Source organism: Magnetococcales bacterium (assembly GCA_015228935.1).
GTDB lineage: Bacteria > Pseudomonadota > Magnetococcia > Magnetococcales > DC0425bin3 > HA3dbin3.
Window position 1 is genome coordinate 27381 of the sequence record JADGCO010000026.1, and the last position, 18796, is coordinate 46176.

Annotated in this window: 15 protein-coding genes; 6 read left to right on the forward strand and 9 right to left on the reverse strand. The window is 49.1% G+C overall.

The window, feature by feature from the left end; translation table 11 throughout:
* Position 1: 1 nt before the first annotated feature.
* From HQL65_08395 to miaA, 3 genes are all read right to left on the reverse strand, one after another.
* Complete coding sequence (locus tag HQL65_08395; GenBank protein MBF0136246.1) at positions 2 to 1543, reverse strand: phosphotransferase; 1542 nt, start codon at positions 1541 to 1543, stop codon at positions 2 to 4.
* Positions 1536 to 3809, reverse strand: a complete 2274-nt coding sequence (locus HQL65_08400; protein ID MBF0136247.1) for a hypothetical protein — start codon at positions 3807 to 3809, stop codon at positions 1536 to 1538. The genes HQL65_08395 and HQL65_08400 overlap by 8 nt, the downstream gene beginning before the upstream one ends.
* Before the next feature lie 785 nt (positions 3810 to 4594).
* A complete protein-coding gene (gene miaA / locus HQL65_08405) occupies positions 4595 to 5512 on the reverse strand; it encodes a tRNA (adenosine(37)-N6)-dimethylallyltransferase MiaA (GenBank protein ID MBF0136248.1) in 918 nt (305 codons plus the stop codon).
* Positions 5513 to 5550: 38 nt separating this feature from the next.
* Here miaA and HQL65_08410 point away from each other — a divergent pair, with 38 nt between their 5' ends.
* The 3 genes from HQL65_08410 to HQL65_08420 all read left to right on the forward strand — a co-directional run bounded on the left by HQL65_08410 (position 5551) and on the right by HQL65_08420 (position 8555).
* Positions 5551 to 6294, forward strand: a complete 744-nt coding sequence (locus HQL65_08410) for an SDR family NAD(P)-dependent oxidoreductase (GenBank protein MBF0136249.1) — start codon at positions 5551 to 5553, stop codon at positions 6292 to 6294.
* A 397-nt stretch (positions 6295 to 6691) separates the two neighbouring features.
* Positions 6692 to 7393 carry a hypothetical protein gene (locus tag HQL65_08415; GenBank protein MBF0136250.1) on the forward strand — a complete coding sequence of 234 codons (702 nt, stop codon included), beginning with the start codon at positions 6692 to 6694 and terminating at the stop codon, positions 7391 to 7393.
* Positions 7394 to 7676: 283 nt separating this feature from the next.
* Positions 7677 to 8555 (forward strand): hypothetical protein, encoded by an 879-nt coding sequence (locus tag HQL65_08420; GenBank protein ID MBF0136251.1) that lies wholly within the window; start codon positions 7677 to 7679, stop codon positions 8553 to 8555.
* Positions 8556 to 8572: 17 nt separating this feature from the next.
* On the opposite strand, the gene aroA is transcribed toward HQL65_08420, so the two are convergent.
* The 5 genes from aroA to HQL65_08445 form a co-directional block, all read right to left on the reverse strand.
* On the reverse strand, positions 8573 to 9889 hold the full coding sequence (gene aroA, locus HQL65_08425; protein ID MBF0136252.1) for a 3-phosphoshikimate 1-carboxyvinyltransferase: 1317 nt from the start codon (positions 9887 to 9889) through the stop codon (positions 8573 to 8575).
* A 69-nt stretch (positions 9890 to 9958) separates the two neighbouring features.
* Positions 9959 to 10855 carry a prephenate dehydrogenase/arogenate dehydrogenase family protein gene (locus tag HQL65_08430; GenBank protein ID MBF0136253.1) on the reverse strand — a complete coding sequence of 299 codons (897 nt, stop codon included), beginning with the start codon at positions 10853 to 10855 and terminating at the stop codon, positions 9959 to 9961.
* A gap of 434 nt (positions 10856 to 11289) precedes the next feature.
* Positions 11290 to 12360 carry a prephenate dehydratase gene (gene pheA / locus HQL65_08435; protein MBF0136254.1) on the reverse strand — a complete coding sequence of 357 codons (1071 nt, stop codon included), beginning with the start codon at positions 12358 to 12360 and terminating at the stop codon, positions 11290 to 11292.
* A 224-nt stretch (positions 12361 to 12584) separates the two neighbouring features.
* On the reverse strand, positions 12585 to 13067 hold the full coding sequence (locus tag HQL65_08440) for a hypothetical protein (protein ID MBF0136255.1): 483 nt from the start codon (positions 13065 to 13067) through the stop codon (positions 12585 to 12587).
* A 1-nt stretch (position 13068) separates the two neighbouring features.
* On the reverse strand, positions 13069 to 14052 hold the full coding sequence (locus tag HQL65_08445) for an AAA family ATPase (protein ID MBF0136256.1): 984 nt from the start codon (positions 14050 to 14052) through the stop codon (positions 13069 to 13071).
* An 82-nt stretch (positions 14053 to 14134) separates the two neighbouring features.
* Between HQL65_08445 and HQL65_08450 the strand changes: the two genes are divergently transcribed.
* The 3 genes from HQL65_08450 to HQL65_08460 are packed head-to-tail and all read left to right on the forward strand — an operon-like array spanning position 14135 to position 18507.
* Positions 14135 to 15415: a (Fe-S)-binding protein gene (locus HQL65_08450; GenBank protein MBF0136257.1), complete on the forward strand. Its 1281-nt coding sequence runs from the start codon at positions 14135 to 14137 to the stop codon at positions 15413 to 15415.
* Between the two features lie 45 nt (positions 15416 to 15460).
* Positions 15461 to 17266: a Tim44 domain-containing protein gene (locus tag HQL65_08455; protein ID MBF0136258.1), complete on the forward strand. Its 1806-nt coding sequence runs from the start codon at positions 15461 to 15463 to the stop codon at positions 17264 to 17266.
* 2 nt (positions 17267 to 17268) lie between these two features.
* Entirely contained in the window at positions 17269 to 18507 is a 1239-nt protein-coding gene (locus tag HQL65_08460; protein MBF0136259.1) for a murein transglycosylase A, read from the forward strand.
* Here HQL65_08460 and HQL65_08465 read toward each other — a convergent pair.
* Positions 18485 to 18796: hypothetical protein (locus HQL65_08465; protein MBF0136260.1), on the reverse strand; the 312-nt coding region annotated here is incomplete at its 5' end. The two genes, HQL65_08460 and HQL65_08465, sit on opposite strands and share 23 nt — an antisense overlap.

Sequence of the window (18796 nt, forward strand, 5' to 3'; positions counted from 1 at the left end):
CTTATTTGTCTAGCTGTTCCAACGCAACTAATATACAGGAAATTATTCGGCCAAACTGGCTATCGGTAAGTTTAGACAACAATAATAACCTTGTATTAAAAGCAGCAACAGCATAATAGTATAACTTAAAATTTTCATTCGGAAAGTTTAATTTAGCTAATCTTCTAATATAATAAATATGTCTATGAAGATTCGGTAAGTCGTCTTCTTGATTACAATCACCCACAACACACTTATTCTCACTATCTATAAAGGAATTCCAAAAACGTGTTGAATGTTGATCAATTTGTAAAGGATAATTAAGTCTTATGCTTGCTTCAAGCGTGACGAAATCCTCAAAAACATGACCTCTCCCTGTGTTTTGAAAGTCAATAAAGATTACTTCTCCATTTTCGGAAACTATCAGGTTGTTACTATTTAGATCGCCATGACAAATACAAGTAGAATACGAGCCATTTGGTTCACCAAATAATCTTTCAATTGGTTTGCTGTAATAATTATTAAATATTTTAACTTTTTGATTAAATAATTTTGCATCAAAAAGATCTTGAGTGTATTTATTAAACTTAGCTGACGCATTGTTTTTATCGTTTTGATTATTAAAATATCTTTCATGATATCTTTTGTTTATATCATCCTTAATTTCAATAAAGCTTTCACTATACCAATGGCGTTTTTCAGGAGAAAATACTGTTTTAATGGAATTGATAATTACATCATCTTTACCATCTAAAATGTACTTTGTTAAAGAGTCGTATTCAACTCCAATGCTTGAAATAAACGAATAGCATATAGCTCCAAATTTTTTTGTTATTCCGAATCCTAGCATATCTACTCTCCATTTATAAGGTAATATCCACTTAACAAATTCGTCGTAATTTTCTTTTTCTTTTATTGCATTATTAATTGGCGATATTTTTAAAACGGATGGAACTGTCACAATATCTCCATTAATATTTTCACCATACATTTTGTACACAGAACTACTACTTCTACCTCCGGAAAGTGGTTTAAAATACACTTTTGAAGGAGTTGAACGTTCATCACTAGAGTGTTTCCTGAACATAATCTGGGAAACCATAGATTCAAAATCACGAATCTTCACTTGCTCATTAGGCCTGTATTCAGTTTTTTCTGATATTACAATATCTGAATTTCTCTTGAATTTAACTTTAAATTCATCTACAATACATAAAATGTATCGATCATTACCTCCAATAAAACCAGTTTTCTCAATAAACATATCAAACGTTGGGAGCCTTGCAGAAACGTCTCTATATCCGATATTTGCTCTAGAAAAACCTATAACAAATATATCAGGGAACTCCTCCTTGATTTTCTTAACAACCAATAAACCAGAGAGGTCTTCCGAGTCAAACGATAAATCCGATATGACAACATCAACATTTTTTGAAGATAGAAATTTTCTCATTTCTGTCTCATTAGTAAATAATGAAATATCCGCCAAATAACCAGAAGACCTGAAAAAAGATATACATTTTTCTTTAAAATTTTCGTGAAACTTACTATTTGGTTCAAGCATTGCGCATAGAATCATTTTTTTCTCCTATTTTGCAAATTGGACTTTCGTTATTTGGAATATGACACTCAACTACAACACGACCCTTTTCTGGTTCACCTCCAATAAAAACTATTCCTCCATGAATTCTAGTGAGAACTCCAACCAAAAATAAACCAAAATGAAGGCGTTCACTTTTTTTATCTACTGGTGATAAAGTAGCTGAGATGAAGGTTTCATTACTATACCATTCCTTTGCAACAAACCTAATTTTAAAAAAACCATGTCCTTGATCATTTGTTTGGCTATTTTGTAGCGTTTCTGCGTTTTTATCAATCGCATCTGATTGAAAATATTGCTTATTTATTAAATTATTTCGGTCTGTTTTTCCGGTTTGTTTCGCTTGTTTATTAAAAATAAGATCATAATTCGATTCCATCTTGTCCTCATGATAATATATAATTATATTATCTAATTCTGGTTGTCCATGTCTGACAATATTTTGTGTAATATTTTTTAAAATTGATAATATTGCGTGGCCTGTATCATATGAAATTTTTACGTCTTTTTTAACGTGATTACGAACAATATTTCGCAAAATCTCAATCTGTTCATCATCGTGCGATCTATAAACATGAAAAATCCATTCTAGATATTGAACATAAACATTAAAAAACAGTATATTTCCGCACTTTAATATATCACTTTTTGTTGCCTGAAATTTAAATATAGTTTCATTCAATATTTCTTTTTGGAATTCATTGAAAGTATCCATTTCATAATGTTGAAGAAGTTCATGCTTGCCATCAATTTCGAGAATTCTTTTTCTTAACCAATTTTTATCATTTTTTAATAATAATAAAGCATGATACTGACTTATTGCATTTGCAATCCCTTTTAAATAGTCTATGTCATCTGTAAATGCAAATGGTATATTCGATTCAATATTCATAACTGCAAAAGGCACACCTTCATTCGAAATTTGAATGCATATTTCAGAACGTGTTTTTTTGCGCCACTGAAGCCATCCTTGTAGACCATTAACTCTATAAATTTTAGGTATGTTATTTTTTGTGACAAAATTCTCATTTAAATTTAAATTTCTTAAATAAACAAAGCCGTCATGAAGGCGTGCCATTTTAAAGGTATACGCATTAACACTTGAACGCCATTTTTTGCAAGAGATTAAACGATTATTATTAATAATTCCTTCGTCAATATCACGTGTACCAATATCATCAGTTGCTTCAGATATTTTTACGAGAGCATTCAAGTGAGGATCGTAATATCTTAATGTAGCACTAAATGCTTGAGTTGTATGTATAACCTTTTCAAGAAGATCTTGACTATAATCTTTTATAGTTTTAATAAAATCTTCGTGAGTTGCAAAAGTAGGTAGTTTTTGTATTGAAATAATATCCTCTCTTGATCCTATAAGTGCATCAACACGCATATCAGATCTTTTAAGTGTCATATAAATATCACAATAGCTTATAATAGTTTCTATTAATAACTTCGAAAATGGTTCATAGGAAGTGGCGATTATTATATTCCTTATGGGTGTTTTTTGATTATATTTATTAATAACTGGCACGATTATATAATATACATCTAGATCGTGTTCCTTGTTTGTCATTACACGCCCAGTTACTACACTTTCATTTATCTCTTTTAGAGCATATTTCGAGATACATTCAATAATTTCATCAATATTTTTTTTATTATTAGAAATTATTGGAAATAAAGTTTTGTCAGGTAAAATATGAAAAGCATAAGATTTGATATTATGACTTAAATTGATGTATTTACAAAAATCTATTAATGAATATTTCCCATTTTTGATACTTTCATCGAATTTTAATGCATAATGTTTTACCGATTCGAGAGTTATATTAATCGACTGCTGGCTGTGAATATTTAATAAACGAGAAGCATACAGCAAACATTTTACGGTTTCATCATTTAAATTTGTCGTTTTACAATAAACATTAAAAAATTCTTCCTGATAGCAAACGAAGTTATTTGGGGTATAATCTAATCCTACTGGTATACCACACTTTTCCAATTCTACATTCACATCTTTCATAGTTGAAAAAATACTAATCCTGTCCGGAAATAATGCAAAAGATAAACTTGGTATAATTTTATTTCTTCTTTTGGAAACTAAAAACAGAGGAAGTGATTCAATGTTTAATCTTTTACAAATTTCTATAACATCATTAATGTAAACGATGCGACCCATTGAAATATCTTTTTCAATTTTCGATATTATTTCATTAGCATCTATCATATAACTACCTCATGCCTATATTACCAGGAAATTATGTAAACTAAATGCAGAATTCGTCTTTATTTATAATGTCAATATAAATACACCAAATTCATCTTATTCATATTATATACTAATCACTTTATTTAGCAAACATATTGTAAATATTACGTTTCTTAATAAAGTTAACATGTTGCCATTGAATGTGAAAAATAAATCTAATTTCTTTTTGGTTGGATGCCAGTTTATATAAACATGGATGGTTTACCTTTATTGGCCAAATTTATCAAAATCAGTATGAATGATACCGGAAAGAGGTATGATGTCAATAGTAATTTTTTATTACATAATTGTAAGAAAATAATATGTAATACTTTGCACCAGCCCTGATCATCCTTTCAGGTAACATGGTAAGGAAAATCGTTCAAAATATGGAATTAATAAAATTTTTCAATAAGACACATGCGAATTTAGGCCTCGATCATCCATTCGGCCAGGATGACTGCTTTTTTTTCGGAAAACCTGCAATACGTCCGACTCTTGGCGCTGGACAACGCGCCAAGAGTCGGACCATGGCCCGCCCCCTGGTCTTTTTTTGCAAACGGCGCAAAAAAAGCCTGGAAAAAGGGGGGGCGTAAAAAAAACAACATGGGATTCCACCCCATACCCCGCCAGGACTCTGTCCTGGACCTGCCAGGGAGCCAACCCCCTGGACCCCATTTTAGAAAAGCCCCCGCCGATGGCCGAAAGGATGATCATGGCCCGAATTTATATGGACGTAGGGCATAGAGTGACCGAAAGGATGATTAAGGCCGGTATACCTTAAGAAGTTTCATGACCCGTTCTTCGGCCCTGGCCGGCATCTCCGCCTCGGCTGGCAACCAGACCAGATTGTTTTCCCGCCGCAACCAGGTCAATTGGCGTTTGGCATAGCGCCGACTCTCCTGTTTGCCCAGATGGATGGCTGCGGCCAGGGAAATTTCCCCATCCAGATACCGCAGCAACTGCCGGTAACCCACGGCCTTCATGGCCGGAAGCGTGCGGTCGAATCCCTGCTGCCACAAGGCGGCCACCTCCTCCAGAAACCCCTGCTGCATCATCTGATCAAATCGTTGTTCGATCCGGAGATAGAGTTCTGCCCGCGGCCAGGCAATGGCCATTTTCAAAATGGGTGCCGTCACGGGGAGATGGGGTTGTTGCTGCCAGTAGGTCAGGGGAGATCCTGAACTCTCCCAAACCGCCAACCCGCGCACGATCCGCTGGGCGTCGGCAGGTGAAAGCCGACTGGCCAGATGCGGATCGACCCGGTGCAAATGGGCATGCAAAGAGGCCCACCCCTCCCGTTCTCCCCTCTCTCGCCACTGCCGGACAATGGCTTCCGGAACTTCCGGCACCGGGGCCAGACCTTGCTCGACAGCCCGGAAATAGAGTCCACTGCCACCCACAAAAACCGGTATTCGCTTCCGTTCCTGACAGGATGCCACCACCGCCAGGGCTTGCCGGCGATAGCTCCCGACCGAATACGGCTCATCCGGTGCCACCAGATCCAACAGGTGATGCGGCACCTTCTGTCGTTCTTCCGGCGTGGGTTTGGCACTCCCGATATTCATTCCCCGGTAGACCTGGACCGAATCGGCGTTTACGATCTCCAAAGGAAACCGGCTGGCCAGATGCAGGGCCAGACCGGATTTGCCGGACGCCGTAGGCCCCATCAGGAATACCATGGGACTAAAAAATACCTCTGTGCAAGGGAGTCAAGACCATGCTGCTCGATAAACAGATTGCCCTGGTGACTGGTGCCGGGTCCGGAATTGGTCAGGCAGTGGCCCTGGCCTACGCCGCAGCAGGCGCAACCGTCCTGCTCCTCGGTCGCACCCAAAAAAACCTGGAAGCAACGTATGATCGCATTCTCCAACAGGAAAACCAAGCCGTCATCGTGCCGTTGGACCTGGAAAAGGATTTGCACCGCGTGGCGGATCTGGTTCGGGAAATCCATGCCCGGTTTGGCCGGCTGGACATTCTTGTCAATGGTGCCGCACAACTCGGCACCCTGACCCCGCTGGCTGCCTACGAACCGCCCCAATGGGAAACCGTGTTTCGCGTCAATGTCACGGCACCCTTTTTTTTGATCCGCGAGCTGTTGCCCCTGCTGCGGCAGGCACCCAGAGCGACCGTCATCAACATCACCTCGGGCGTGGGACAGCAGGGGCGTGCCTATTGGGGAGCCTATGCGGCGTCCAAGGCAGCCTTGATCAATCTGACCGAAACCTGGGGTCAGGAACTGGCCCAGTCAACGATCCGCATCAATGCGGTCAATCCCGGACCAACGGCCACCACCCTGCGCGCCAGGGCCTTTCCGGGTGAAGACGCCTCATCCTTGCCGACACCAGCGGATATTGTCCCGGTTTTTCTCTATTTGGCTTCACCTCAGGGTGCGCACCTTCAGGGCCGGCATCTCCAGGCCAGAGAGTGGCTGCACTGGCAACCCACCGCCGAGGCTGGATGAATCAATGGATGAATAACCGGTATGTCACAAATTTGTCATAGGCTTGTCACCAGAAACACGACCCTGACAAACCTCCCCCGGGAGAGCGTGAAACAATATTTCCAATTGTTTCCAGGGTGTTCATGGCTTGCCAATCCGTGCCTGGGGCTGGAGTTACCCTCATCGGTTCGGGACCATATTTCTGGCTTGCATCTTGCTTTTTGAGAAAGCCAGGGAGGGAATTGATCCGGCATTTTATTTGTGTGTACTCTCTCGGTTTGTTGTTTCATTTCATGCAGGGCACTGATGACAAGGTGGACAGTTGGGCATGATGTGTGGGTGCTGCGTCGTGTTTTCATGAGCAACATTGTATATCATATGTTATCTGTGCATGACACCAAGTGACAAAGGGTTCCATATGCAAAGTCAGATCCATGTCAAAAGAGGCAACAAACGTCGGCGGAAGTTCAAATCGGAAAATTTTCCAAAATCAAAGCGTTATTTTTCCCTGCTGCTGATCTTCGGATTGTTGGCCGGCTGCACGTTTCTGGGACGACACGAAGTGGAGGCTCCCGTCGAAGCACCGAAAGAGTTCAATTTTACCGTGGCCGTCCTCCCTTTTGAAAATTTTAGTAATAATCCCGGCGTTGGCCATTCCATCTCGGAACTGGTCGCTACCGAGTTGGCCAGCCGCAAGGTATTTCGCATTCAGAATGAGAGTGAAACACGGCGCATTCTGGTTGACGGCAAGGTTGACATGGACCGTCTGGACGACATTTCCCTGGCCCGCAACTTTGCCGAACTGCTCCGCGTGGATGCCGTCCTGATCGGCAGTGTCCCGGAATTTTCCTATCAACACGGATTGCAGGAAAAACCGACAGTTGGACTCAACGTCCAGTTGATCCGGGCACACGATGGACTGGTTTTGTGGCACGGCAGCCAGGCCCTGATGGGTTCCGGCTACTGGCAACGCCAAAGCGCGGTCTATATTGCCCAGGATGCCGTCGTGCGCCTTGTGGACAGTCTGGTCCATGCCGCAGAACCGGATTGGCTGCCGACGGAAACCCTCACGCAAAAAACAGCCAATACCCTTAAAGCGACGTTTCATTTCAAGGGCTGAACAATATAAATTGTTCAGGCTTTTTTGTTGAATCCCGGATACCCGGCGTGCCAGACTTGCACCCGTAACGTAAGACCTGTATAATCGCACGGAGTGTGGTACGGGTGCATTGGGTGCATTTGGTTTCCGGATATGAGGCATCCGCCATTGCGCATGAATCCTGGAACAATTCCTCCTGATATTTACCGGCCAATGCACTTGCTGATTGTGATACAAGCGGGCTTGACCTTTGCGGCTGAACTTGGGGGTTCCGCTGCAGTGTTTAACAAACGGAGGGGAAGAGATGACCAAGACAATCATCAAAAAGAAGGTGTCCGGAAAAATTTCCAAACTGGAAGATCGTATCGCTCCAGCCATGATCGGGGGCGAAATCAGCTCGGCGCTGGCCGATACCGCAGGGATGTCGGCTGGGTCAATTCCGACCGATGTGCCTGCCGCACCCGCCAGTTACAGCGGCAGTGGTGACATTCCGCCTCCCCCACCGGTTTATGAGCAGGCATCGACACCCAGTTACGAAACCACCCTGGTGGATGTGGATACGACCGTGACCGGCCCCGGTGGGTCACAGTATGCGATCCAAAGTGACGTGACGGCCCAGGTTGGCACGAGTACCACGGCCATCACGGGTGATACCTCCGTGGGGTACCAGGTTGGCGGCCAATCCGGCACAGTGACCCTGCATACCGATGCCACCCTGACTCCCGATGCCACAACCGGTGATACCCAGATTCAATCCGATACGACGATCACCGGCTCCGGTGGGCAATCCGCAACTGTTCATGCCGAAGGAACTGCCAGTTCCGGCACCAACGGCGATTCCCTCTCCGGTACGGTCACGGTCACCGGACCGGGCGGACAGCAGGTTCAGGTCGAAGGAACCGTCACGGCCCAAAGTACCACAGATGGTACCCAGGTTTCGGCTTCGGCCACCGTGACCGGACCGGGTGGCCATTCGGTGACCATCGATGGCACGACCCAGGTCCAAAATACCACCGATGGTACGACAGTCAACCATACCGCAACGGCAACCGATGCGGGGGGTCAGGCAGCCACCATTCAGGGTACGACCAGCGTCAATACTTCTGGAACCGTGGAGAGCCACACCAGCACCGTAACGGGTCCTGAAGGGAAGTCATTCACCACCGGGGGCCGATTCAAGTAGACCAACCAGGGGACAGATCATCCAGCAGAGGGGCCAAACCCTTCACCCAGGGAAGCCCCCAGTTTTTGCATCAGGGCAACAAACCCCGGAAACGATGTGGCAATGTTGTCGCAACGGGTGACGGTCACCGGGTTTTTACAGGCCAGGCCTGCCACCAGGAGACTCATGGCCACACGGTGATCGGTCCAGGAGTCCACGGTCACCCCACCGGCAAGGCCTTGGGGACGGCCTGCGATCCGCATGCCATCTGCGCGTTCTTCGACGTTGGCACCCAGCCGGGTCAAACCGGCAGTCATGGCGGCAATCCGGTCACTCTCTTTGACGCGCAGCTCTTCGGCTCCTTCCAGGATGGTCTCTCCTTCGGCCAGGGCAGCGGCGACACTGAAAATCGGCAGCTCGTCAATGGCGAGGGGGACCCATTCCCGAGGCACGGTGATGCCGCGCAATGGGGAGTAATGTACCGTCAGGTCAGCAACCGGTTCCCCTCCCATGAGCCGCTCATCGCTGCGCTCGATTTGTCCACCCATGGCGATCAACATGTCCAGCAGGCCGATACGAGTGGGATTGACGCCGACGTTGACGATGCGGAGTTCCGATCCCGGCGTCAGCAGACAGGCCACCAAAGGAAATGCCGCAGCAGAAAAATCCCCGGGAATACGCATGGTTTGGGCCTTCAGAGCGGGCCAGCATCCGACGCTGACGGTCAGGCCATTGCGTTCCACCTCACCCCCGAAAGCGGCCAGCATGCGTTCGGTATGATCGCGGGTCTGGGCGGACTCGGTGACGCTGGTCACACCCGGGGTGTTGATGCCGGCCAACAGGATGGCACTCTTGACCTGGGCTGAGACCACGGGGCATTGATAGTCGATGGGCAACAACTCCTGACCGCCATGAATCACCAGGGGTGCCAGACGACCATGGTCGCGACCCAGGATACGTGCCCCCATGCGCCGCAATGGTTCCACCACCCGCCCCATGGGCCGCCGCCGCAAACTGGCATCCCCGTTGACAATCGACATGAAGGGTTGCGTGGCCAACAGCCCGGTCAACAATCGCATGGCCGTGCCGGAATTGCCCAGATCCAGGACATCCTCGGACTCCGTCAAACCTTCCAGTCCCACGCCATCGATGCTCCAACGGCCCAGGCCACGTTGCTGGATTTCCACCTTCATGGCGCGAAAGGCATCGATGGTCCGCAAAACATCTTCTCCTTCGAGAAGATTGTCCACTTCGGTGCGTCCCTCGGCCAGGGCACCAAAAATGATGGCCCGATGCGAAATCGATTTGTCTCCGGGTGGAGTGACTTTGCCCCGCAACGGCACCCCTGGAGTCATGCGCAGCACCTGGCCTTTTTTTTCCTGATTGCGTTCTCCGTCCACGCCATGCTCCTTGAATCAAGTCCGTCAGGACTCGCCACGCAGAAGTTTGTTTTCGGCCAAAACCCGGTCGCGGGTACCTTTGGCGCGGGCAAATTTGCCAAACAGGCCATCGGCATCCCCCTCTTCGACCCGTTTGGTCAGTTGTTCCAGGTCAACGCGAAAACGATTGAGCATTTCCACGATGGCGACCCGATTTTCCAGACAAATATCCCGCCACATGGTGGGATCGGACGAGGCAATGCGGGTAAAATCCCGAAAACCACTCGCCGCAAACCGGAACACCTCACCCCGCAGATCATCTTCCAGATCCGACAAGGTGTTGACGATATTATAGGCCATGAGGTGGGGCAGATGGCTTGTGGCGGCCAGAACCCGGTCATGGTAGTCGGGATCCATGATTTCCACTTTGGAGCCGACGGCCTCCCAGACCAGACGGACATATTCCATGGCCTGGGCCTGGGTATGGGGGGTGGGGGTCAGGACGGTCCGGCTGCCGTGGTAGAGGCTGGGAATCGAGGCTTCGACACCGGAGTGTTCGCGTCCGGCAATCGGGTGGCTGCCGACAAAATGGGCATGTTCCGGCATCAGGGCTTCACAGCGCCGGACAATGGAACCCTTGACACTCCCGGCATCGGTGACCACGGCTCCTTTGGCCAGGGCTGGTGCAAAATTTTCCACTGTGGGAACGATGGAACAAACCGGTGTGGAGACCAGCACCAGATTGGCTCCCGCCACGCCTTCCGCAGCCGATACCGTGCCCTGGTCGATGACTTTCATATCCAGGGCCTTTTCCAGGGTACGTCGCCGCCGGGCCACGCCGATCACTTCACCGACCAGGTCCTGTTCCCGCAAGGCCTGCGCCAGGGAACCCCCGATGAGACCAACGCCCACCACCGCCAACCGCTTGATGAAAAATGACACCGTTCCGTTCCTTGTCAATAGAAGCCAGCCTGCAACCGGAAGCAAAAGCAACGATTCAACCACCCCATTAAAAAACGTTCGAAAAACTGGGAAGGAGGTCCAGGAGGAAGGGCTGTGCCCTTCCTCCTGGCGGGGTTTGGGGCGGAGCCCCAACAAAGTCTTCCATGTCAATTCCTTTTAATGAAGGGGTTCTGAATGGTTACAAAGTAGGTAACTATTCAACCCCCCCTATTTTAGTAAACGTTTGAAAAACTGGGAAGGAGGTCCAGGAGGAAGGGCTGTGCCCTTCCTCTTGGCGGGGTTTGGGGCGGAGCCCCAACAAAGTCTTCCATGTCAAATCCTTTTAATGGAGGGGTTCTGAATGGTTACAAAAATAGATACAAAATTAACCGGAAAGAGCGTACCATGCGCCTGGTCAACAGAACAGGCAGAAGTCACAGGGCGCGTTGTGGATAGGACCCCAGAATCTTGGTAAACACCCCGGGAATATTGGCCAGTTCCGCCAGGGCATCTGCCGCCAGGGAATCTTGCTGATGGCCTTCCAGGTCGATGAAAAACAGATAGTCCCAGGCCTTGCGCCGACTGGGACGGGATTGAATCCGGGTCAGATTGATGCCCCGCGACGCAAAAATGCCAAGCACCCGATGCAAAAATCCCGGTTCATCCCGGAAAGAAAACATCAAACTGGTCTTGTCATGTCCGGATGGTTGGGGTGCCTGCTGGCCAATGACCAGATAGCGGGTTTCATTGTCGGCATCATCCTGAATATTTTCCGCCAGAATATTGAGACCATGATTGTCTGCCGCATAGAGGCCGGCGATGGCGGCGGCTTCGGGTTTTTCCCCGGCCAGGGTCAGGGCGCGTGCTGTCGATTCCACCTCCCGGGTTGCCACGCCCGGCAACTGTCGTTCCAACCAGCGCCGACACTGCGCCAATGAACGATAGTGGCTGTAGACCACCCGCACCCGTTTGATATCGGTCTCCATGGCCAGCAGGTTATGCACCACCGGCAAAAAGATTTCTCCACAAACGAGCAGGGGAGATTCCACGAAACGGTCAAGGGTATAGGTCACCACCCCTTCCGTGGAATTTTCCACCGGGGCCACGCCAAAATCGACCCGTCCGGCTTCCACGGCATCGAACACTTCATCGATGGAGCGTACCGGAAACATGTCGCAGGAGGACCCGAATTGTTTCAGGGCGGCCTGGTGTGTCGTGGTGGCTTCCGGTCCCAGGTAGGCGACGGCCAGTTTGCGTTCCAGGCGCAGGGAGGCGGAGATGATTTCCCGATAGATGCGATGCAAGGCCTCGATGGGAAACGGCCCCCGGTGCCGACCAGCCAGCCGGCGGTGGATCATGGCCTCCCGTTCCGGACGATAAAACGATGTTCCGGTACCAAGATTTTTTTTGGCCTTGCCCACTTCCAGCACCCATTGGGCGCGTTCGATCAGCAGATCGTGGATGTGATCGTCGATCCGGTCGATATGTTCCCGCAAGGTATCCAGATTTGGCGGGGAAACCGCCTCCGGGGCTGGAGTATCGGCACTCACGCTGGTTCCCTCATGCGCATGCGAGAGGAGTATTCAGACTGATATCAAACGTGGCAGGTTAATCTACCCATGCGCTCATGGCAATGCCGGAAAATATTGAAACAAAAAAATCCCTGCATTCAGGAATTTTAAACTGCGTCCACTTTGGATGATGTATTTTATTCCTTTGCCCTGTCCCCTTACCACATTTTCAATGTCCGGATGGCTTCTGACGCAAGCCTTCTTCCTACTGCAAATTCAACAATTTTATCCTCGACTTCTTCACGGCGATCACTCTTGGTGATAAACACTTCCATTGACCGCGCCAATTCGACCAACTTTTCTTTCGTGCCAATACTTGAAAGCAAGGTAATAGCTTCTTCACGATTTTTACACTCTGACAATTGATTTTTTATTATATCTAAATTTAATGGAATATCCCCTTTTTTTCCAACGGTGGTTGGGGTCATCACTGATTTTTCATGATTTCTATGTTTTGTCACTTCATTTTTAATTAAACAAGTATTTGATAAATTGTTTTCTATTGATTTCTGTGTCTCATTACTTGCTAAAAATACCAGCTTTCCCTTGCCAGACACAAGCAAATCAAGTTCGCCCTGATTCAGATCTCTGATTGCCGCAACAATTGCATCTAGATAACTCGATAAGTTATTTTTATTCATTTTACACCTTTGATATAAATTCATCCGTCAAAGATTCCAACTCATCTTGAATTCCTTCATATGTCACCCCGGAAACTCCACCCATTATTGCAACGGGGATACCATATTCTGGGGCACTTCCGAAGAGAGTCTTATTTTCTCTTATGAAGGTTTCAAAGACCGGGGTTTTTGTCCTTTTTATCTGATTGATATAATTCTGCAAGGTAGAAATTGGACGTTGATTTCTTATCTGAATCATGGTGAAAACAATACCCAGAATACGGGGTTTGATTTCCCTTAAATCACCATTAGAATTATTATTAACTTTTAAAACATGATCATTATAAGTTAAAACCATCTCTTTTACATGTTTTTCAAGATATTCAATTCCAAGTGTAGAAAGATAATCTGGCTTTGTTGGAACTAGTAAAAAATCGCTCGCAACGATCGCGGTCTTTGTTACAATGTTAAAATTCGGAGGACAATCAATTAAAATATAATCATATTTGTTTGAGAGAGATTCAATGCCCTTTTTTAACCTACTATGGACGCGCAAATAATTACTCCGCAAGTCGCGCTCGTTCATTCCAGGCAAACGACCCGCTAATTCCATATCAACATTAATCAAAGCAAGATGTGAACAAATAACATCAAGATCAAATCTTTGATATTTTTTCTTTACAATCAGATCCTCAATATTTAAATCAGCATCATTATCAATGAAAGCATCATACCAATTTTTAATTGTCTTAAATCTGGAAAAATTATCCCTCCATTCATCAACTTTGAAAAATGAAAACGTCAAGCTGGCCTGGGGATCCAAATCGATGACCAGTACTTTCTTTCCGCGAGAGGCCAAACCCACGGCAAGATTGGCAGATATCGTCGTCTTCCCTACACCACCCTTATAGTTTATTACGGACACGACCTTCAATGGGTACACTCCTCTGAGATTAAATATCGAATCAAACCGTCGAGGTTTCAACGTATCAGAGAAAAAATCCATTTGGCAAGATTTTTCATACGCTTCTTTTTTCACGCAGGGAGAAACTTCCCCTGCACCCCTGGAACGTTTTACCCTTGCAGCCATGACGGATGCCATCAAGACCCACGACACGCACAGGTTGGTTGCTTCTCTGGCAAATGCTGATCTCTGTACCCATTGCGGCTACTGTTTGCCCGCTTGTCCCACCTACCGCGTGAACAATGACGAGACCCGTTCGCCGCGTGGTCGGATCTCCATTTTGCTGGCCTGGCGCGACGGTCATGTCGAACCGACTGCCGCCCTGGCTACGCTGGACCATTGTTTGTTGTGTCAGGCCTGTCACACGGCGTGTCCTGCCGGGGTTCTTCCGGCCCGGTTGATCGTTCTGGCCCGGGAGACGGGACCCCATACGCCGCCACCCTGGTCGAGTCGCCTGTTTCATCGCATCACCGTCAACCCGCGTCTGGCGGTGTTGGTTTCCCGACTGCTCCAACGGTATCGTCGTTCCGGATTGCAGGGATGGTTGCGGCGGCAGAGGTGGTGGCGGCATCTGCCGTTCTTGCCGGCACTGGAAGGGTTGATACCGGTCACTCTGGGGAACCCGCCTGACATGGATGGTGTCAATCTTTTGAACACTGGTCCCGCCGTGGCCTTGCTGTGCGGGTGCATGGGCCGGATTTTTTATCCTGGTATTTCTGTTTCTGCCCAACGTCTTTTGACATTCCTTGGCTATCGGGTGACGGTGCCGCATGGTTTGGGTTGTTGTGGAGCGCCGTTTCGGGAGAGTGGTGACCGGGTGCGTTTTTTGCGGCAGGCACGCCGGACCCTGGATCTCTTTGCCCGGTATCGGGAAGTGTCAGCCGTGGTGTGTGACAGCACCATCTGCTTTTTGACGGCCCGCAGTTATGCCCAGGCCCTGGCGGATGATCCTGCCTACCGTGATTTGGCTCTGGAATTTGTGGCCAAGGTGGTTGAGTTCAGCACTTTCCTGGACGTCGCAGGAAAAATCCATCCTTCCCTGTTGACGGATCCCGGGTTGGGGCGGCTTGTTTTTCATGATCATTGCCAGGTCCGCCATGGCTTAGGCACGTTTTTTGCGTCACGAAATCTGCTGGCTCTTCTGCCCGTGCCGATGGTCGAGTTGTCCCGGGCTGATCGGTGTTGTGGTGCGGGTGGGGATTATCTGTTGCGTCACCCGGAGACCAGCCAAGCCATACGGGCGGATAAACTGGCCGATATCGTGGCCAGTGGTGCCGAGACGGTTGTGGCCGGCAACCCGGGCTGTCTGATGCATATGGAGGCCGGATTGCAGGCAACCGGGTCCAGGGTACGGACGATCCATATTGCCGAACTTTTTTGGCGAGCCATCAAAAGAAGCCGTTGATAAAAAGAGATGGATCGGGTCTTTTCTTTCAGGGAGGAAAGAATGTTGTCACGGAATGATAAGAAAAATCGATGGTTTACCATCGGCATGGCCGGTGTGGTTCTGGCAGGTGTCATTCTGGCTTTTTGGCCTGATGCTGCGGAGGCACAGCGCAATACCACCAATACCGCCAATGCCACCAATGCCGCCAATGCCACCAATCCTGCCGGTTCGCGGAACGTGCGCAACCAGGCAGCCTCGCGTCAACCAACTGCACAACGCCCGGCAGCACCAAAACAGGCTGGTGCCGTGCAACCATCATCAACTGTCCGCAACGGGCAAAGACCGGAGGCAACTCCGATCCGCCATGCAACTGCGTCACGGCAAGGCCAAAACCAGACACGGAGTCAATCCCAGGCCCAGGCCCAATCTCAATCTCAACCTCAATCCCAATACCAATCCCAATCCCTGATGCAGGCCCAGGCTCAAGCCCAGGCGCAGGCTCAGGCTCGAATTCCAAACCCGGTTCACCCCAATCCTGTTCCGGAAATGGCCGCGTCCGCAGTCTCTCATCCCGGAAAGAACAGTACCAATATGGGAGGCATTGCCGGATTTTTACTGGGTGGTATCGTCGGTTCGCTGGTGTTTGGCAGCCATGGGGGCAGTGGTTTTGGCATCCTGGATCTTCTCCTGCTGGGCGGTCTGGGTTACATGCTTTACCACATGCTGCGGGTATACCAGGCTACAGGAGGCAAACGTCCTGAATTCAAATTCAGCCTACCGTTTCCCAAGGCAGCGGGAGGCAAGCTTCCCGGATTCAAATTCAAGATTCCCTTTTCCCTGCCAGCGGGAGGCAAACTTCCTGGATTCAAATTCAAGATTCCCTTTTCCCTGCCGGCGGGAGGCAGCAAACGTCCTGACCTGCGCAAATGGGGTGCTTTTCCGTTTTCCCTGACCCGTCCGCCCAAGCCTGTGCCATCCCTGGCTTCTGGCAGGGGTACAGTACCGGATTTGGGCGATTTTCGCGACGACATGCACTTGTTTCAGGACGAACCCGGTTTTTCTCGTACTGAACCTGGTTTTTCCCGTACCGAACCCGGTTTTTCCCGTACTGAACCAGGTTTTTCCCGTACCGAACCCGGTTTTTCCCGTACTGAACCTGATTTTGTACGTGACGAACCCGAGTTCATCCAGGACGGACCCGAGTTGACCCGCGCCGAGCTGCAACCCAAAACGCCAGCAGCGGCCAAACCGGCCATGCAACCAAAATCGGCCACATACTCCAAGCCGGTCATGCAGTCCAAACCGGCCATACAGCCCAAACCGGCCATGCAGTCCAAACCGGTCACACCCATAAAACCCATGGCTCCGGTCATGCTCGACAAGGGTCCCATGGATGCTGTTTCCTGGGGATTGCAGCAGATTGTGCATACGGATCCACACTTTCGGCAGGATACGTTCCTGGCCGGGGCATGTGTGGCTTTCGAGTTGTTGCAAAAAGCCTGGCGTGAATGGGATGTGGAACAGTTGCGGCCTTTGGTTACCCGGCACATGTGGTCCCTGATCGAGCGGCAGGCCATGGAAGACAAAAAGGCCGGTCGATGCAACGTGATCGACAAAATCCGCTTCGAAACCTTCACCATCTGTGATGTTTGGCAGGAGTCCGGAAAAGATTACATTACAGTCCAGTTTGCTGTGTACATGGTCGATTACATCACCGATACCCATGGCAAAATTTTGGAGGGAAATCCGAATGTTCCGATTCGGGTTGAGGAGTATTGGACTTTTGTGCGGCCTGTTGGTTCACCGGATCCCAACTGGTGTTTGAGTGCCATCCGGCAACCGGACACTGATATTGTCGATCCGTCGTGAACATGACCGGCTTGCGTAACAGCAGATCGTTTCAGGTTGTCTATGCCTTACTGGCCATTGTCTTGACCATTCTGGTATTGCGTTTTGTGGCGCAGTGGGTCGGGGAAAAAGTGGTACCGGAGGGAAATCTTCGTCCCGTTCCCTGGCAGGAGGTACAGAACCATCTGAAAAGCGCAGGAGATTTGCGACTCTGGGCAGAGGCCCTGGAGGCCAGTGCCGGTTATTATGAAAAACTGCCCCCGCGAGAATCCTTCAAATACGGGTCACTGACCTCTGTCTCAGCCGCATCCATGGCCCGTGGTTGTCGGGATTTGGCGGCCCGGGCCAGAACAGGCGATCCCTCTGCCCTGTATCGCCATTTGTCTGCCCACTATCGCCTGTTTGCTTCCGTGGGACGGGATGGCCAGGGAGATGTTTTGGTGACCGGCTATTATGAACCGTTGCTGGAAGGGGCTTTGCAACGCTCCGAATCATTTCGTTATCCTCTCTACCGGCGTCCCCATGATCTTCTGGAAGCCGACCTGGGTACCTGGTTTGAGGATTTGAAAGGCCGCCGACTTGTGGCCCGGGTGGAAAAAGGGCACCTGCTTCCCTACTACAACCGCACCGAGATCGATCAGGGCGGCAAATTGGCGGATCAGGGGTTGGAGGTGGTCTGGGTCAAAGATCGGGTGGCTTTGTTTTTTCTCCAGATCCAAGGCTCGGGGCGCATCCTGTTGCCGGATGGAACGCATGTGCGGGTGGGTTACGACGGAGCCAATGGGCATCCCTATCGGGCCATTGGCGGATACATGGTCAAGGAAGGCATGCTGCTCAAAACGCAGGTGACCCTGCAATCCATCCGCAAGTGGCTTGCTCAACATCCTGATCAGGTGGAGCGGGTGTTACAGTACAATCCTTCCTACGTATTTTTCCGCCAACAGGAGGGGGGACCATTTGGCAACATTCAGGTGCCGTTGACAGCGGGTTATTCCATTGCCACGGATCATCGGGAGTTTCCCAAAGGGGCACCTGCCTTGCTGGTCGCTCGATGGCCGAAATTTGCCCAGGCAACTGGCGAGGAGATTGCCACCTGGGAGCCGGTCCAGCGTCTTGTGGTCAATCAGGACACAGGGGGAGCCATTCGTGGTCCCGGGCGGGTGGATTGGTTCATGGGCTTTGGGCCTGAGGCGGAGCGCGTGGCCGGGGTCATGAAACCGGACCAGGCCAGACTTTATTTCATTGCTCCGGCGTCGTTGTAGTCAAAAGTTGACAACAGGATTGCGCATGTCTTGATTGTGCCTGATCAACATCCACCAGAATACGAGGCCAGAAACCGGATGGCAGTCCCAACTCCGCCTTGGATGTGGCGAGGGGAGCGTCTTCCGGAACGGTGGGTGGGGCGAGGGGGGTTGGCAAGGTGGTGGCGTAGGCGGTCATTTCAGCCCGGGCATCCAGAGTGTCGGGATTGGAATGGAGGATATCCAAAATTTTTCCCGCTCTTTCCAGACCTTGTTGTTGGGCTTTTCCCAGCCATTGGCGTGCCCGTTC

What these genes read in the sequence shown, in the direction of transcription:
- HQL65_08410 (MBF0136249.1), top strand. Translation starts at nt 5,551, where the DNA reads ATGCTGCTCGATAAACAGATTGCCCTGGTGACTGGTGCCGGGTCCGGA.
- miaA (MBF0136248.1), bottom strand. Translation starts at nt 5,512, where the DNA reads ATGGTATTCCTGATGGGGCCTACGGCGTCCGGCAAATCCGGTCTGGCC.
- HQL65_08445 (MBF0136256.1), bottom strand. Translation starts at nt 14,052, where the DNA reads ATGGATTTTTTCTCTGATACGTTGAAACCTCGACGGTTTGATTCGATA.
- HQL65_08400 (MBF0136247.1), bottom strand. Translation starts at nt 3,809, where the DNA reads ATGATAGATGCTAATGAAATAATATCGAAAATTGAAAAAGATATTTCA.
- HQL65_08460 (MBF0136259.1), top strand. Translation starts at nt 17,269, where the DNA reads ATGACCGGCTTGCGTAACAGCAGATCGTTTCAGGTTGTCTATGCCTTA.
- aroA (MBF0136252.1), bottom strand. Translation starts at nt 9,889, where the DNA reads ATGACTCCAGGGGTGCCGTTGCGGGGCAAAGTCACTCCACCCGGAGAC.
- HQL65_08440 (MBF0136255.1), bottom strand. Translation starts at nt 13,067, where the DNA reads ATGAATAAAAATAACTTATCGAGTTATCTAGATGCAATTGTTGCGGCA.
- HQL65_08395 (MBF0136246.1), bottom strand. Translation starts at nt 1,543, where the DNA reads ATGCTTGAACCAAATAGTAAGTTTCACGAAAATTTTAAAGAAAAATGT.
- HQL65_08450 (MBF0136257.1), top strand. Translation starts at nt 14,135, where the DNA reads ATGACGGATGCCATCAAGACCCACGACACGCACAGGTTGGTTGCTTCT.
- HQL65_08420 (MBF0136251.1), top strand. Translation starts at nt 7,677, where the DNA reads ATGACCAAGACAATCATCAAAAAGAAGGTGTCCGGAAAAATTTCCAAA.
- HQL65_08415 (MBF0136250.1), top strand. Translation starts at nt 6,692, where the DNA reads ATGCAAAGTCAGATCCATGTCAAAAGAGGCAACAAACGTCGGCGGAAG.